The 14,817-nt window shown below is 62.9% G+C and carries 14 protein-coding genes; 9 read left to right on the top strand and 5 right to left on the bottom strand.

Going from position 1 to position 14,817, the window contains the following annotated elements; translation table 11 throughout:
* The first annotated feature begins 179 nt into the window (after positions 1-179).
* On the top strand, positions 180-572 hold the full coding sequence (locus KHO33_RS34475; RefSeq protein WP_054038650.1) for a carboxymuconolactone decarboxylase family protein: 393 nt from the start codon (positions 180-182) through the stop codon (positions 570-572).
* A gap of 22 nt (positions 573-594) precedes the next feature.
* On the opposite strand, the gene KHO33_RS34470 is transcribed toward KHO33_RS34475, so the two are convergent.
* The 3 genes from KHO33_RS34470 to KHO33_RS34460 form a co-directional block, all read right to left on the bottom strand.
* On the bottom strand, positions 595-1,287 hold the full coding sequence (locus tag KHO33_RS34470; RefSeq protein WP_054038653.1) for an HAD family hydrolase: 693 nt from the start codon (positions 1,285-1,287) through the stop codon (positions 595-597).
* 94 nt (positions 1,288-1,381) lie between these two features.
* Positions 1,382-2,833: a cytochrome-c peroxidase gene (locus KHO33_RS34465; protein WP_200567134.1), complete on the bottom strand. Its 1,452-nt coding sequence runs from the start codon at positions 2,831-2,833 to the stop codon at positions 1,382-1,384.
* A gap of 199 nt (positions 2,834-3,032) precedes the next feature.
* A complete protein-coding gene (locus KHO33_RS34460; protein WP_200567135.1) occupies positions 3,033-4,829 on the bottom strand; it encodes a phospholipase C in 1,797 nt (598 codons plus the stop codon).
* Between the two features lie 380 nt (positions 4,830-5,209).
* Between KHO33_RS34460 and KHO33_RS34455 the strand changes: the two genes are divergently transcribed.
* The 6 genes from KHO33_RS34455 to KHO33_RS34430 all read left to right on the top strand — a co-directional run bounded on the left by KHO33_RS34455 (position 5,210) and on the right by KHO33_RS34430 (position 9,842).
* Complete coding sequence (locus KHO33_RS34455) at positions 5,210-5,530, top strand: YXWGXW repeat-containing protein (protein ID WP_054038744.1); 321 nt, start codon at positions 5,210-5,212, stop codon at positions 5,528-5,530.
* Positions 5,527-6,138: an RNA polymerase sigma factor gene (locus KHO33_RS34450; RefSeq protein WP_128576578.1), complete on the top strand. Its 612-nt coding sequence runs from the start codon at positions 5,527-5,529 to the stop codon at positions 6,136-6,138. Before KHO33_RS34455 ends, KHO33_RS34450 begins: the two co-directional genes overlap by 4 nt.
* Positions 6,135-6,554, top strand: coding sequence for a hypothetical protein (locus KHO33_RS34445; RefSeq protein ID WP_054038656.1), 420 nt, complete (start codon positions 6,135-6,137; stop codon positions 6,552-6,554). Before KHO33_RS34450 ends, KHO33_RS34445 begins: the two co-directional genes overlap by 4 nt.
* Positions 6,551-7,084 (top strand): periplasmic heavy metal sensor, encoded by a 534-nt coding sequence (locus tag KHO33_RS34440; protein ID WP_054038658.1) that lies wholly within the window; start codon positions 6,551-6,553, stop codon positions 7,082-7,084. Before KHO33_RS34445 ends, KHO33_RS34440 begins: the two co-directional genes overlap by 4 nt.
* A gap of 74 nt (positions 7,085-7,158) precedes the next feature.
* Complete coding sequence (locus KHO33_RS34435) at positions 7,159-8,688, top strand: DUF1800 domain-containing protein (RefSeq protein ID WP_200567136.1); 1,530 nt, start codon at positions 7,159-7,161, stop codon at positions 8,686-8,688.
* A 5-nt stretch (positions 8,689-8,693) separates the two neighbouring features.
* Positions 8,694-9,842: a DUF1501 domain-containing protein gene (locus KHO33_RS34430; protein WP_200567137.1), complete on the top strand. Its 1,149-nt coding sequence runs from the start codon at positions 8,694-8,696 to the stop codon at positions 9,840-9,842.
* A gap of 95 nt (positions 9,843-9,937) precedes the next feature.
* On the opposite strand, the gene KHO33_RS34425 is transcribed toward KHO33_RS34430, so the two are convergent.
* Complete coding sequence (locus KHO33_RS34425) at positions 9,938-10,306, bottom strand: BON domain-containing protein (RefSeq protein WP_054038748.1); 369 nt, start codon at positions 10,304-10,306, stop codon at positions 9,938-9,940.
* A 202-nt stretch (positions 10,307-10,508) separates the two neighbouring features.
* Between KHO33_RS34425 and KHO33_RS34420 the strand changes: the two genes are divergently transcribed.
* Both KHO33_RS34420 and KHO33_RS34415 read left to right on the top strand, forming a co-directional pair.
* Positions 10,509-11,801, top strand: coding sequence for an MFS transporter (locus KHO33_RS34420; protein ID WP_200567138.1), 1,293 nt, complete (start codon positions 10,509-10,511; stop codon positions 11,799-11,801).
* Positions 11,802-11,904: 103 nt separating this feature from the next.
* A complete protein-coding gene (locus tag KHO33_RS34415) occupies positions 11,905-12,798 on the top strand; it encodes an IclR family transcriptional regulator (RefSeq protein WP_234475384.1) in 894 nt (297 codons plus the stop codon).
* Positions 12,799-12,851: 53 nt separating this feature from the next.
* Here KHO33_RS34415 and KHO33_RS34410 read toward each other — a convergent pair whose 3' ends face one another.
* A complete protein-coding gene (locus KHO33_RS34410) occupies positions 12,852-14,657 on the bottom strand; it encodes an acyl-CoA dehydrogenase (RefSeq protein WP_200567139.1) in 1,806 nt (601 codons plus the stop codon).
* Positions 14,658-14,817: the final 160 nt, after the last annotated feature.

The raw sequence follows: 14,817 nt of genomic DNA, 5'->3' as shown, positions 1-14,817 counted from the left end.
ATGGCGTCCACATCTACCGATCTCGCAAGCGCAAGATGGTTTGAGATCCACCGACTCGTGACGTTATGGTGTTGGCGTACTGCCAACAGCTACGCCCACCGGAATTGCGGGCACAATGAGCAACCCTGCGCCACTCGCGCACGAATCGCCGAATTCCATTAGCAAGCAAAGGAGGATGTATGAGCCAGCTTAAAGCCATCGAATATTCCGCAGCTTCGCCTGAAGTCAAAGCCGTCTACGACGACATCAAGCAGACCCGCCAGGTCGACGACGTCAATAACTTCTGGAAATACATCGCCCAGCATCCGCCTACGCTCGCGCGCACGTGGGACAGTCTGAAGGACGTGATGGCGCCGGGTGCGCTCGATCCGCTGATCAAGGAGTTGCTTTACGTCGCGGTGAGTGTGACGAACAACTGCGGCTACTGCGTCGCGAGCCATACGGCCGCGGCCCGCCGCGCGGGTATGACCGATGAAATGTTCGGCGAGTTGCTGGCGGTGGTCGGTATGGCGAACGAGACCAACCGCCTCGCGGTGGGCTATCGCGTGCCGATCGACCCCGCTTTCGAGTAAGGGCGCGCCCTTAATCCCGCGCTTAACCCTGCACGCCGCGCCATCCGGCGAGCAGCGCGGGCAGCTCGGCCATGTCCCGGAAGACGTGAACCGCGCCCGCGCCATGCAAGGCCGTGGCGCTGCTGTGGCTCAGTTCTTTCGGACAATAGCCGAACACGGTGGCGCCGGAGGCCACGCCTGCAGTCACACCCGTGACGGTATCGTCAACCACGGCGCAACGCTGCGGTTCTACGCCCAAACTTGCGGCCGCGGCAAGATAGACATCGGGATAGGGCTTGTTGCGCGGTGTTTCGTGACCGCTGGAGATGCGCCCTTCAAAGCAGTCGAGAATACCGGCCTTCACCAGTTGCAATTCCACTTTGATGCGATCGGCGCCGGACGCGACAGCAATGCGTCCGTTGAGCGACGCGTAAAGCGCGCGTACTGCAGACGCCGCGCCATCGATCGCCACCAGCTCGCGATCGAGCGCCTCATTGCGGCGCGCACGAAATTGCATGAGCCATTCCGTCGTAATCGCAAAGCCGGTGCGCGCTTCGATGAGTGCGGCTTCATCCCTGACGGCCTTGCCGACAAAAATCTGCATCGCCTCTTCAACGCTCAAATGCCAGCCTAACTCGCCGAGCATTTCGGTGAGCACGCGGTTGGTGATGGGTTCGGAGTCGACGAGCACGCCGTCGCAGTCGAAGAGTACGGCGTCGAAAGGGAAATCGGCCATCGGGCAGGGTACGGAAAGTGGTCGCGGAACCGGCAAGGATACCTCACCGGCTCGCGCGACGCTGCGCGACGGCCCTAATCGGCCCTAATGGGAGTCAGGACCCTGCAGCCTTATACCCGTCACTCAGCGTTTTCATGAACGCGATGATGTCCTGAATGTCCTGATCCGTCATGGCCGGCTGATCGCCGAACTTGCGATCGAACGGCGCATCGGCAACGTCGACATTGGCGTGATACTGGGCCGGCAGATCGTTGTACTTCTGGACCTTGCCCGAAGCATCGCGCGGATAGATCTTCTCGGGTGCCGTGTTGCGCAGGTTATAGAAGTCCATGACCTGCTTGAGGTCGTGATACACGCCGTTGTGGAAGAACACCTTGCGCTCGGCCACATTGCGCAGGGTCGGCGTCAGGAACATCCCGCAGTACTGCGTCTCCTTCGTCATGTCGTCGCGGAACGGCCCGCACACGCCCATATCGAAGAACTTCGGATCCTTGTTGGCCGGAATGGCCGGATTCCGCGGCACGCCAAGCGCTTCGTACTGCGTGTCGGTGAACACCGGCGGCAAGCCATCCTTGCTGGGCTGACTCAAGTGGCAGCCCGCACAATTAGCCTTGTCCTTATCGTTGAACAACTGCAAGCCATGCAATTCTGCGTGGGTCAGGCGCGCTTTACCTTCGAGCCAGTAATCGTACTTGCTGGTGAAAGCGTGGAACGACTGATCCTCGGTCTGATACCGTCCCACTGCGAACATGGCTTCCGAAATCAGCAGGCTCGGATTATTGACGATGCCCGCTCCGAAGATCTGTTTGAACTGGTCCAGATATTTGGTTTGCAGCAGCTTGCGCGCGACATCCTCTTGCGTCGCGTTGGCCATCTCCACCGGATTCATCAGCGGACCGATCGCCTGGATTTGCAGCGTATCGGCGCGGCCGTCCCAGAACAGGCCGCCTTGCGGCACCATCGCCGGCGCGGCGGGTGCGGCAAGCGCCGTCTTCTGCGCGCGCTGTACGCCGGCGGCCTGTGACGCGAGTTGCGTCATGTCGACAGGCACGTCGGTATCGCCCTGATCCGGCCCGATGCTGAATGGCGCCTGGCGGTACAGATACGTCAGCGAGGGCGGCGGCCGATAGCCGGCCTGGTTCATGTGCGCGCCGCCGAGTTGAACCGGGAACGCGTTATCCGGCGCATACGAATGCTGCGCCGAGTGGCACGATGCACACGACTGCGTGCCCGAGGCCGACAATGTCTGGTCGTAGAAAATCTGTTTGCCGAGCAGCGCAACCGCGCTCAGCGGCGCGTCTTGCGGACGCATCAAATGCACCGGATTGGGATTCGCGCCGGTGATTTCCTCGACGATCGAACCAACTGCGGGCGGCATCCGTTCCGGGTAGACGAGCGCGTACGCGCAAACCACAACGAGCGCGAGCACGATGCCGGCGGCGCTCCACACGAGCAGCCTGAGCCACGCACGACGGGTAATGACGGGACCCGGCTCACCGCCGGCAGGCAGATGCGGGGGCAGCAGGGCGTCTGAAGGATGATTCATGGCGGTAGTGACAAGTAATTCGATCAGGTGCGATCAAAAGCAAATCGAGCCAGCACGTTTGCACTGGCTCGACGCCCAACTACAGCTTGATGTGTTTCGAGCGCTTCCTCGCGCTGCGCGTCGTGTCGTCATGCACGAGCAGCGCTCGTGCATGACGTGACGTCAGGCGCACCGGAAAGGCAGTCCGCACGTTTGCGGGTCAGCTAGCCGGCGGTGCCGACAGTTTCGTACCCAGGTTCTCGTCCAGATACACCGTCGGATTGTTGCCCGAGCCCGAGAAGTTGAACATGTTCATGATGCTGCCCGCCGTTGCATCGAACGAACCGCTGCCAAGGCGCTGACCGCCGAGCCAGTTGTCTTCGATGAACTTGACCACGGACGCCTGGGTGATCGGCGTATCGTCGACGAAGTTGACCTTCGCCCACGGCGACACCACGATAAACGGCGTGCGCGTACCCGGGCCGCAACGGCCGTTCACTGCACCGCCATTCACGCCCTGCGGTTGCACCGCGCCCGTTGCCGTGCACTGACCCGTGCCGCTCAGGTTGTCGCTGCCGGCGATCGTTGCGCCGCCTGCGGATTGCGCCGTAGTCGAGTCGAACGACGCGCTCGTCGGCGCCTTGTAGCGGTGGTCGTACCAACCGTCCGAATCGTCGTAGGCGATGATCACGGCGGTGTTCTTCCAGTCAGGCTGCTGTTGCAGGAAGTTGATCACCTTCGTGACGAATGCCTGCTCGTCGATCGGGTCCGAGTTGCCCGGGTGGCCGTCGCCGACTGCCGGAGCCTTCAGGAAGCTCACCGACGGATAGTTGCCCGCCTTCACCGCGGTGAAGAAGTCGTCGGTGTCGTACTGGTGGTGAACCGGCGTTGCTGTGTTGTCGAGCGGGTCGGTCGAACCGATCACTGCCGTCGATGTCGGACGGGTGTGCTTGAGGTTGGCCGTGCTGGCGTAGTACTGGAACCACGCGTGATGTTGCACGTAGTCGGTCTTGGTCGCGTTCAGGACTTGCGAGAACGTCGAGCGTGCGCAACCGGTCGTGCCGTTGGCATTGGTGGTCGTCAGGTTGAAGCCGCCCATGAAGCCGCCCCACGTCAGGCCCTTCGCGTTGAGCAGGTCGCCGATGTTCTTGTTGTTCGAAGACATCGCGGCCGTCACTGTGCTGCCGGCCGCGGTCGTGCAGACGTCACCCGTCGGGTCGAGGTCGCCGATCAATGTGAAGCCGCCGGCCGAGTCAGAAATTGCGTTGGCCGAAGTTCCGCCCGTCACCACGACGCCGTTGTTCTGGCCGGAGATGACTTCGAGTGCGCCAGGCGTCGACGGACCGTACGTGTCCGTGTACGCGTTCTGGTTCATCGCGAAGTTCTGTGCGTAGTTCCACATTGCCGTGACCGTGTTGCCGTCGAAGTAGCCGAGCACCTGGCCCTTCGTGGCGAACGCGCCGGTGCTGCCGGCAATGGTCGAACCCGATGCCGTGAACAGCGGGAACGAATCCATCGCGCCGTTGTTGTATGCGAGCTGTTCTGCGGCATACGCGTGGTTCTGGCTCGACGTATTGGCTTGCGAACGATCGAGACGGAACGGCAGCAGGTCGGCGGCCGGCAGACCGAGACCCGCGATCGTCACCGAACCCACCGTGCGGCCTGCCGTGTTCGGCGAGGTCGACAGTGCGTTCGGGTTCGCGGCGATCAGGTTGTTGGTGCTGAGGTTGTTGACTGACGGCGTGCCTGCGGCTGCGGTAAATTGCGGCTCGCCGACCGGGTTGTTGGCCTGCGGGTAAGTTGCGAAGTAGTGGTCGAACGAAACGTTCTCGCCGAAGATCACCACCACGTGTTTGATCGGCGTGGCCGTCGTGACGGCATCCTGCGCGGATACCGTGACTGCCGGTGTCGATGCAGCCGGCGGCGCGGACGCCGTCGAACTCACGCTATTGTTGCCGCAAGCAGCGAGCGTAAGCATCGCGGCCAACGGGATGGGTAAGAGGGTTCTACGGAACATGTGACTGGCTCCAGATTCGACTTCGCCGTTCAGCGTTTCCAGTAATGCACGTGTGGATGTTCGCTGGGGATATTGTTAGAAATACAGCTGAGGTGTCTTACCGCAAGAAACTGGGCGCATTGAAACATCCGCTGATTAAGATTTGAGGGCGCGAACATTACGTCACCTATCGGCCGCCATTCATTTCGATAACGTTTGCTGTCGTTCTGCTTGCGCGAGGCCGTGATGGAAAGGGTGTTGTGGCCTCCATGATTGGCGCGCAGGGGCGCGTTTCTTTCAGCGCCAATCAGAGCGACGGAAAACGACGGATTTTTCAGGCTGCGACGTTCAAGAACAAACGCAGCCGCTTCTGGCTTCGGCTCTTATGGGAGAAATCGAACATGACATCGACCAAACCGGTCCGCCTTATGACTTCCGTGCTCGCTGCGGCGATTACGTGCGTTGCCGCACTGACGGCTGCGCCTGCCTTCGCGCAGGCGGTGATCATCGCGCCGATGGCGCCGCCGCCGCCGCGCGTCGAAGTGATGCCGGCGCCTCGTGCCGGCTACGTCTGGGACCAAGGCCGTTGGCGTTGGAACCACGGCCGCTATGTGTGGGTGCCGGGGCACTGGCAGCCGGTGCGCGTCGGCTATCGCTGGGTGCCGGGGCATTGGGTGCAGCGCGGACCTAACTGGCGTTGGGTCGAAGGGCATTGGGCCTGAACGTTGAGCGCCGTCGTGCTTCTCGGCTCGCTGCGGAGCCGCATGCCTTGAGCGAACGCGATCCCGATGCGGAATTGCTCGAGGGGGTGGCCCGGCAAGACCCGGCCGCCGTCCGCTCGCTCGTCGCGCGCAAGCTGCCGCGTCTGCTCGCGCTCGCCACGCGCATGCTGGGAGACCGCATGGAAGCGGAAGACGTGGCGCAGGAGGTCTTCGTGCGAATCTGGAAACAGGCTTCGCGCTGGCGCGAAGGCGAAGCGAAGGTCGATACGTGGGTCCATCGTGTCGCGCTCAATCTTTGCTATGACCGTCTGCGCGGCCGTCGCGAAGTCCTGCAAGACGACATGCCCGACGAGATCGACCCCGCCGCGTTGCCCGACGCCGCGCTTGAAGCGCGCGCCCAGGACGAGCGCGTTCGCGAGGCGCTCGCCGCATTGCCGGCACGACAGCGGGAGGCGCTGGTGCTGAATTACTACCAGGAGATGTCGAACATCGACGCTGCCGCCCTGATGGGCATCACGGTCGATGCGCTGGAAAGTCTGCTGGCACGTGCGCGCCGCAATCTGCGCGCCCAACTGGCCGGCAGCGGCCTTAGCAAGGACAAGTCATGACGCCCGAAAGATTCCATCAGATCGTTGAAGCCTACGGCGCCGATCCGCGCCGCTGGCCGCAACAGGAACGCGCAGCCGCAGAGGCCTGGGCCGCGGCGCATCGTGCCGAAGCCGACGCGTTGCTGGCAGACGCGGCCGGCATCGATGCATGGCTGGCCGCCGACAAGGTCGATCCGCCTCACGCGGCATTGCAGCAGCGCATCATCGGCAGCGCACCGGGACGGCGGCCGGACGCTCCACGCCGGAAATTATGGTGGTCGGGTGCGGCGGTGGCAGGCGTCGGCGTGCTGGGCGGCGTGGCCGGCGCCTTTGCGGTCTCGTTCTTTGTTTTGACGGGGACGGTTCCGCCAGTGCATGAGTCCTCTTATTTAACTTCGAGCTTCGGTGGTTCGTCCGCCGATTGGAGCGGCGAATGAACGGCCGGTCATGGAAAATCGTGCTGGTGGCTTCGCTGGTGCTCAACGTGTTTCTGCTGGGCGCGATTGTCGGAGGTGCTTATCAATGGTTCGCGGCGCATGGCGCGACTACCACGGTGCTGGCGCAGCAGCGCACGGCGTTGCGCTTTGCTGCCGAGACGCTACCAGCCGAGCGTCAGAAGGCTTTCATCGACGGCCTGAAGAATGCGCGCCGCGAGGGCCGGCAATATGCTCGCGAGGGCCGCGAAGGGCGTCATGAAGTATTGCGCCTGCTCGCCGCACCGCAGTTCGATCGCGCTGCACTGGACGCAGCGCTGGCCCGCACGCGTGAGGCCGACAGCAGCTTGCGCGCGCAAGTGGAGGGCAGTGTGGCGGACTTCGCGGCGACGCTGTCGCCTGAAGAGCGCGTCGCATTCGCCGACAGCCTGAAGCTGCGCGGACAATGGCGTGAACCGCAGCCGGCCGCCAATGCGAACAAGCCACCGAAGCCGGCCGCAAGTGAATCTTCGAGTGAAGCGTCGGGCGAATAAAAAATTCTGAACGGCCGCGACGGATTGGAGCGTGACGGTCGTTTAAAGAAGTATCCAACGCCGAAGAGGATGGTATGGCCACATCACCGAACCTGAATGCCGCGGCGATTGCGCTGAACCGCTTCGGCCTCGGCGCACGTGCCGACGATACGCCGCCCGCCGACCCGAAGGGATGGCTGCTCGCGCAGTTCGAGCAATATCAGCCGCGGCCTGCCGCGTGGGCGAGCCAGCCTGATTCGGTGGCGCTGTCGGGCGAATTGGCGCAGCAGCGCATGCAACTGAATCAACTGAACCGGCAGACCCAGCAGAACGCCAGCGAAGGCGCAGCCGCCAGTCAGACGAACGCGCCGGCCAGCATGCAAACCGCCGGGCAAGCCAACCAGGGCGCACCGGATACCGCCACCCAAACTGCTAAGCAAGCCGAACGAAAAGCGCTGCGCGGCGAAATTCTCGACGTGTACCGTTCCTCGGTGAACGCGCGGGTCGCAAGCGCGCTGACCACAGAGACGCCTTTCATCGAGCGGCTGGTTCATTTCTGGGCCAACCACTTCGCGGTGTCGACGGAGAAACCCGCCGTCGCGGCGCTAGCCGGCTCATTCGAAGCGGAAGCGATCCGCCCGCACGTGCTTGGCCGTTTCGAAGACATGCTGGTCGCGGTCGAACGTCATCCGGCCATGCAGTTGTTTCTCGATCAGACGCGTTCGGTCGGGCCGGACAGCATGGCGGCCATGCGCGCTGCAGAGCGCAATCCGAACGTCAAACGCGGTCTGAATGAGAACCTGGCGCGCGAAATCATGGAGCTGCACACACTCGGCGTGCGCAGCGGCTATAACCAGGACGACGTCACTGAATTCGCCCGCGCGCTGACCGGCTGGAGCCTTGCCGGCAATCCGGGCAATCCAGGCAACCCGCGCGGGCAGGGTCTGCAGACGAACGCTGCACCAGGCACCTTCGTGTTTCGCGTCGCGCTGCACGAGCCGGGTTCGCGAACCATCATGGGCCGCCGCTACGACCAGCCGGGCGAAGAGCAGGCGCTGGCGATCCTGCACGACCTCGCGAGCGCGCCCGCGACGGCGCATCACATAGGCGGCAAGCTCGCCCGTCACTTCGTCGCGGATAATCCGCCGCCAGATGTGAGCGAGCGATTGGCGAATGCGTTCGCGCGCAGCGGCGGCGATCTGCCAACCGTGTACCGGACGCTGCTCGACATGCCGCAAGCGTGGTCGCCCGCTGCGGTGAAGTTCAAGACGCCGTGGGAGTGGACCATTTCTTCGATGCGCGGGCTCGGCTGGCAGGATATCGGCAACATGCAGACCGCGCCCATCCTGACGCAACTCGGTCAACCGGTATGGCGCCCGGGCTCGCCCGCGGGCTACGACGACATTGCCGCGAGCTGGGCGGCGCCCGACGCGCTCGTGCGCCGGGTCGAAGTGGCGCAGCGCTTCGCGTCGCGGGTCGGCGACCGGCTCGATGCGCGCTCGCTCGGCCAGACCTTGCTGGCCGGCTCGCTCAGTGCGCCGACTGCCACCGCCGTATCGCGTGCCGAAAGCGCATCGACCGCGATCGCGCTGCTGCTGGTCTCGCCGGATTTTCAACGGAGATGAACGCCATGTTTTCACGCCGCAAATTTCTGAGCGTTGCCGCTGCCGGCGCGGGCGCGATTCTCGTGTCGCCACGGATCGCATTTGCCAGCGTCGCCACGGATCGCCGCTTCGTGTTCGTGATCCAGCGCGGTGCGGCCGATGGCCTGAACATCGTCGTACCGTACGCCGAACCCGCCTACGCGACATTGCGCGGTGCGCTTGCGATCGATGCATCCAAAGCGACCCGGCTCGACGGCACCTTCGCGCTGCATCCCTCGCTGGTGCAGACCGCCGCGATGTATGCGGATCGTCAAGCGCTGTTCGTGCACGCCGTGGCGTCGCCGTATCGCGACCGCTCGCATTTCGACGGGCAGAACGTGCTGGAGACTGGCGGCGCCTCGCCGTATCAGATGAAGGACGGCTGGTTGAACCGGCTCGTCGCATCGATGCCAGCCACGCGCGAGAACGCGATCGCCTTCGCGCCGACCGTGCCGATGGCGCTGCGCGGCAACGCGGCGGTGACCTCGTACGCGCCCTCGGGGTTGCCGCAGGCGCCTGACGATCTGCTTATGCGGGTGTCGCAACTGTACGACCAGGATGCGCAATTGCGCCCGCTATGGGAGTCGGCCATGACCGCGCGTGGACTCGCGGGCGACGCCGGAGCGCGTCAGGACCCGGCGAGCCTCGGCAAGCTCGCCGCCGGTTTTCTGTCACGCGACGATGGTCCGCGAATTGCGATGATCGAAACCGGTGGCTGGGATACTCACACGGCGCAGAACGCACGCCTCGCCAATCAGCTGAAAGCGCTCGACACGATGCTGGCCGCGTTGCGCGACGGCATGGGGCCGTTGTGGAGCAAGACCACCGTGGTGGTGGCAACCGAATTCGGCAGAACCGCCGCGGCCAACGGCACGGGGGGCACCGATCACGGCACCGGTTCGGTGGCGATGCTGCTGGGCGGTGCGGTGGCGGGCGGACGTGTGCTGGCCGACTGGCCGGGCCTGAAACCGGGCGACCTTTACGAAGCGCGCGACCTCAAGCCGACGATGTCGCTGGATGCGTTGCTCGCCGGCGCCGCAAGCGAAAGCCTCGGACTCGATCCGCAGCGCACAGCCGCCACATTGTTCGGCCAGACCGCCGGCATGCGCCCGATGACAGGACTCGTGCGCACATAAGCTGAAAACCGCCAGAACGACAGACAGCGCCGCAAATTGGCTCTTGCGGCGCTACCCATCGCCACTGCTTGTCATCCGTCAATCGTCAGACGCGATCAACCCCCGCCGCCGCCCTGCGTGCCGAGCGTCAGCTTGTTGTTCACCGAGGTCACGCCTGAAACACCCTTGGCTATTTCCTCAGCTTGTGGGATTTGCGCGCCATCGGGCACCGTTCCAGTCAACGTCACCGCACCACCGCGCGCCCGGACAAACACGTTCGACACATCAAAACCCTGTGCCTTGCCCAAAGCCTTGCGCACGGCCAGCCCCAACTTGCGGTCCGTGCTCTTCATCGCTTTCGAATTCGGAGCCGGCGCCATCATGGTGCCAGACGCCATCGCGTCGCTCGATTGGGCATAGGCGCTGGACGCAGTCGCCACACACAATGCGATGCCGAGCGCCTTCAATAGATTGACTGTTTTCACGTTTTCTCCATTCCTCGAAAAGTTGATTTCGCATCGTTGCATGCAAAAACACGCGCCTGCAAGCACTTTTCCGCCCGCATGGGGCCTCCGGTCTTGTAGAAGAGTGACGTCGTGAAGCTCCCGGCGCGCTTAAACAATACTCCAGCAAACGCGCGAGCGTTGAAAAAACTGACCTGGTCGCCCGTCGCCCGATTCGCCTATCATGACGGCTTCGATCATCCAGGGCGTACCGCAGATGTCTGATGGCGTACAGGAACAACTACAAGAACCACGCACGGAAGCCGCTGCATCGTCGATCGATTATGGCTTGTGGGCACTGACCTTCAGCTACGTGCTGAGTCAGTTTTTCCGTAGTTATATCGCTGTGATTTCCACCCAGCTAATCGGCGATTTTCATTTCTCGCCGCAGATGTTCGGCTGGTTCGCGGGCTCGTTCTTCCTCGTGTTCGCCATCGCGCAACTGCCGGTCGGCGTCATGTTCGACCGCTACGGCGTGCGCGGCCCGACCGCGTTGTTGATGGGCATCGGCGCTGCATGCGCCGGCATTCTTTCGATGACGACGAGCGCAACCGTGGCGCTCGTCGCGCAAGCCGGCATTGGACTGGGTTGCGCGCCGATCTTTATGGGGCTGCTCAACTACGTGCTGCATTCCGGCCACGGCACGCGCAATGTGCGTGCTGTCACGACCGCGAGTGCGATCGGCATGGCGGGCGCATTGCTGGCGGCGTTTCCTTTGAGCCGAGCGACGGCCAGCTTCGGCTGGCGCCCGGTCATGGTTACCGCTGCGCTAGGCATGCTATGCGCGACGCTTTGTGTCGTTTGTTTCGTGCGCCGGCGCGACGCCGCTGCGCATGAGCAGAGCCTCGCTGCATCGCAACACGCGGCAGGCGCGGTGAGGCGGCGCACCGGTTTCTGGACCTTGATGCCGGCCTGCCTCGCGCTCTCGGTTGGCAGCACGTTCCGTACGTCATGGGGCGGCCCGTATCTCGCCGACGTCTACGGCTTCGACGTCATCGCGCGCGGCAATGCGATGACCGTCACCAGCGTGATCGGGATCGCCGCATCTTTCTGTATTCCGGTGGTCGTGCGGTTCTGCGCACCCAAGCTTATTTCGTTGCTGTGGCTGATTGCCGGCGTGCTGGCGGCACTGGTGCTCGCGGTCAGCCCGGACGGCAACTGGGGCGTCAGTGTCGCGTTGATCTGCGTGTTGTTCTCGGTCGGCTCGATCCATCCGCTCGTGATGTCGCAAGCGCGCGCCATCATTGCACCGCGCCGGCTCGGGCTCGGTCTGGGCTTGCTCAATAGCCTCGTTTTTCTCGGCGTGGCGCTGACCAGCAGTTGTTTCGGCTGGATCGCGGGTGTCGCAAAACAGGCGCATCTATCGAACGCGGGGATCTATTCGGCGCTGTTCTCGGTGACCGTCGTGCTGCTTGCTGTCGGCGCCGTAGTTTATTTTTTCAGCCCGGTGGTGGTGGCGCCGAAAGAAGAAGTCTGAGCGATTTTTTGCATTTGTCTATAATTCCGCAGCCCGGATCACCCTTGTTCCGGACTATGGTTTGTCCTTCAGATGGTGCCGTTTCGCGGGAGCGCGTTTCATTTTGAGCAAAACCAATCACAGCCCGATCGATCATCCGGTCGAGGACCCGAGCGCGGCAGACGGCGAGCAGACACCCGCTGCATCCGCCGGCGCAAATTCGGTCCTTGCGAGCCGGACGGCGCACGAGGCGCACAAGGACGACCGGCATTTCGTTACGGCACTCGCGCGCGGACTCGAAGTGCTGGCGTGTTTTCGCTCAGGCGACAAATCGCTGAGCAATCAGGAACTCGCATTGCGCTGCAAGCTGCCGAAATCGACGGTATCGCGTTTGACCCATACGCTGACGCTGCTTGGCTATCTGATTCATTTGAAAGAGAGCGGCAAATACCGGCTTGGCACGGCTTCGCTCGCGCTGGGCAGCGCGATGCTGGCGCGGCTCGATGTCCGCAAGATCGCCCGGCCGGTGATGCAGGAGTTGGCCGATATTGTCGGCGCAACCGTGTCGTTGGGTACGCGCGACCGGCTCTCGATGATCTACGTGGAAAATTGCCGGGCCTCGGTGGCGCTCACGCTGACGCTGGAAGTCGGTTCGCGTATTCCGGTCGCCACGTCGGCGATTGGCCGCGCGTGGCTCGCGGCGATCCCTGAACACGACCGTCTCAGCTTTATGGAGCAGGTGCGTGAGCTCGATCACGTCCAGTGGCCGAAAACACGCCGCGGCATCGAGAATGCGCTCGAAGATTACCGCACGCTCGGTGTGACGACTTCGTTCGGGGACTGGCAGAAAGAGGTGAACGGCATCGCGCGTGCTTTCCAGCCGGGTGGCGAGTTGCCGATCATGGCGATCAATGTTGGCGGACCTTCGTTCAAGCTCTCAAAGGAATTCCTGCTCGAAGAAGTGCGGCCACGTCTAATCGACGTGGTGACGCAACTGGAAATCGCGCTGTCGCATTGAGCGGTATCGAGCGGCGTCGATAGCTGCATCGAACGCCGCCGCGTTGAAGCCGCTTAGAACCACTGAGGCGCCATGCTGAGCGTCGTATCGTCGAGACTGCGCAGCGTGGCAAGCATCAGCGAGACGCGCGGCAATTCCCAATGGAAGAACCACTGACACGCATGCAGCTTGCCGCGATAGAAGTCACGGTCGGCTTCGCTCTTCGCATCAGGTAGCGCGCCGCTCGCAACAATCGCCTGCCGCAGCCACGTCCACGCAATCACGACATGACCGAACGCTTCGAGAAAGGCATTCGCGTTGGCAAGCGCGCGTTCGCTTTCGCCGGCAAGCGTGGGCAATAACGCTTCGACCGTGCCGGTCAATTCGCTCCACGCCTGACTGAGTGAATCGGCATACGCTTGCAGTGCCGGATGAGCGCGAGCCGATTCGGCGCTGCGCTGTATTTCACGCCCCAACAACTTAAGCGCCGCACCCTGTTTCATCACGACTTTACGGCCGAGCAGATCGATGGCCTGAATACCGTGCGTGCCTTCGTGAATCATGTTCAGGCGATTGTCGCGATAGAACTGTTCGACCGGATATTCACGCGTGTAGCCGTAACCGCCGTGAATCTGGATCGCCAGGCTGTTCGCTTCGAGGCACCACTGCGAGGGCCACGACTTCACTATCGGTGTCAGCAGATCGAGCAGTAGGCCCGCTTCGGCACGTGCAGTGTCGCTCTCACCGGTGTTCTGTTCGTCGACGAGGCGAGCCGCGTACAGGCACAGCGCGTACGCGCCTTCCACATACGCTTTTTGTGCGAGCAGCATGCGGCGCACGTCGGCGTGTTCGATCAACGGCAATTGCGGATCGAGCGGATTCTTGTTATCCGGACGTCGCCCTTGCGGCCGTTCACGTGCGTAATCGAGCGACGCCAGATAGCCGCGATAGCCGAGCATCACCGCGCCGAGACCGACGCCGATGCGTGCCTCGTTCATCATGTGGAACATGTAAGCGAGACCGTGATGCGGTTCGCCCACCAGCTCGCCAATACATTCGCCGCGCTCGCCGAACGACAGCATCGTCGACGTGGTGCCACGCCAGCCCATCTTGTGAATCAAGCCCGCGAGCGCGACGTCGTTGCGCGCACCGCGGCTGCCGTCGCCATTCACATGGAATTTCGGCACCGTGAAGAGCGAGATGCCTTTGACGCCCGGCGGCCCGCCGGGAATACGCGCCAGCACCAGGTGAACGATGTTCTCGCTCAACTCGTGATCGCCGCCCGAAATGAAAATCTTGTTGCCGCGGATCGAATAGGTGCCGTCTTCGTTAGGCGTTGCACTGGTGACGAGGTCCGAGAGGCTCGAGCCCGCTTGCGGCTCGGTCAGCGCCATCGTGCCGAACGCGCGGCCTTCGAATAAGGCCTGTAGATACTTGCGCTTTTGCGCCGCGCTGCCGAAGCGCTCGATTACGTTCGCATTCGCGGTGGTCAGCATCGCGTAAGACGAGGTGGCGATGTTGGCGCTCTTGAAGAGCGACAGGCATGCAAAGGAAATCACCGAGGGCAACTGCATGCCGCCCCATTCGTAGTCTTTGCCTGCCGCAAGGAAACCGGCAGAGCGGAACGCGTCGAGTGCGTCTTTGACCTCGGCGGGCATGGTGACGCGTTGACCGTCGAATTGCGGTTCGTGCTCGTCCGAAAGGCGGTTGTGCGGCGCGAACTTTTCGGCGGCGACCGCATGAGCGGTTTCGAGCGCCGCGTTGAAAGTCTCGCGAGTGTGATCGGCGTGGCGTGCGCGCTGCGTGAGCGTCTTGGCCTCGAGCACCTCGAACAGTTGGAATTCCAAATCACGCGAGTTGATGATCAGCGCATCTTGCATGGGAGAAGACCCGTCCAAAGGTGAGCCGCTATGCAGAACAACTACACGACACGCGCGGAAACCCACGAAATCGCATAGACGCGGCTCGATTGAAAAGTGCGGTATTCGGGTAAGTCCCGATGACCCGCCCATCGACGATGCGTGTCAGTTTAAATCAAAA

The sequence above is a fragment of the Paraburkholderia nemoris genome (genome assembly GCF_905221015.1).
Taxonomy (GTDB): domain Bacteria; phylum Pseudomonadota; class Gammaproteobacteria; order Burkholderiales; family Burkholderiaceae; genus Paraburkholderia; species Paraburkholderia nemoris.
The sequence above is the reverse complement of the archived record's forward strand: the minus strand, read 5'-3'. Positions and strand labels throughout refer to the sequence as shown.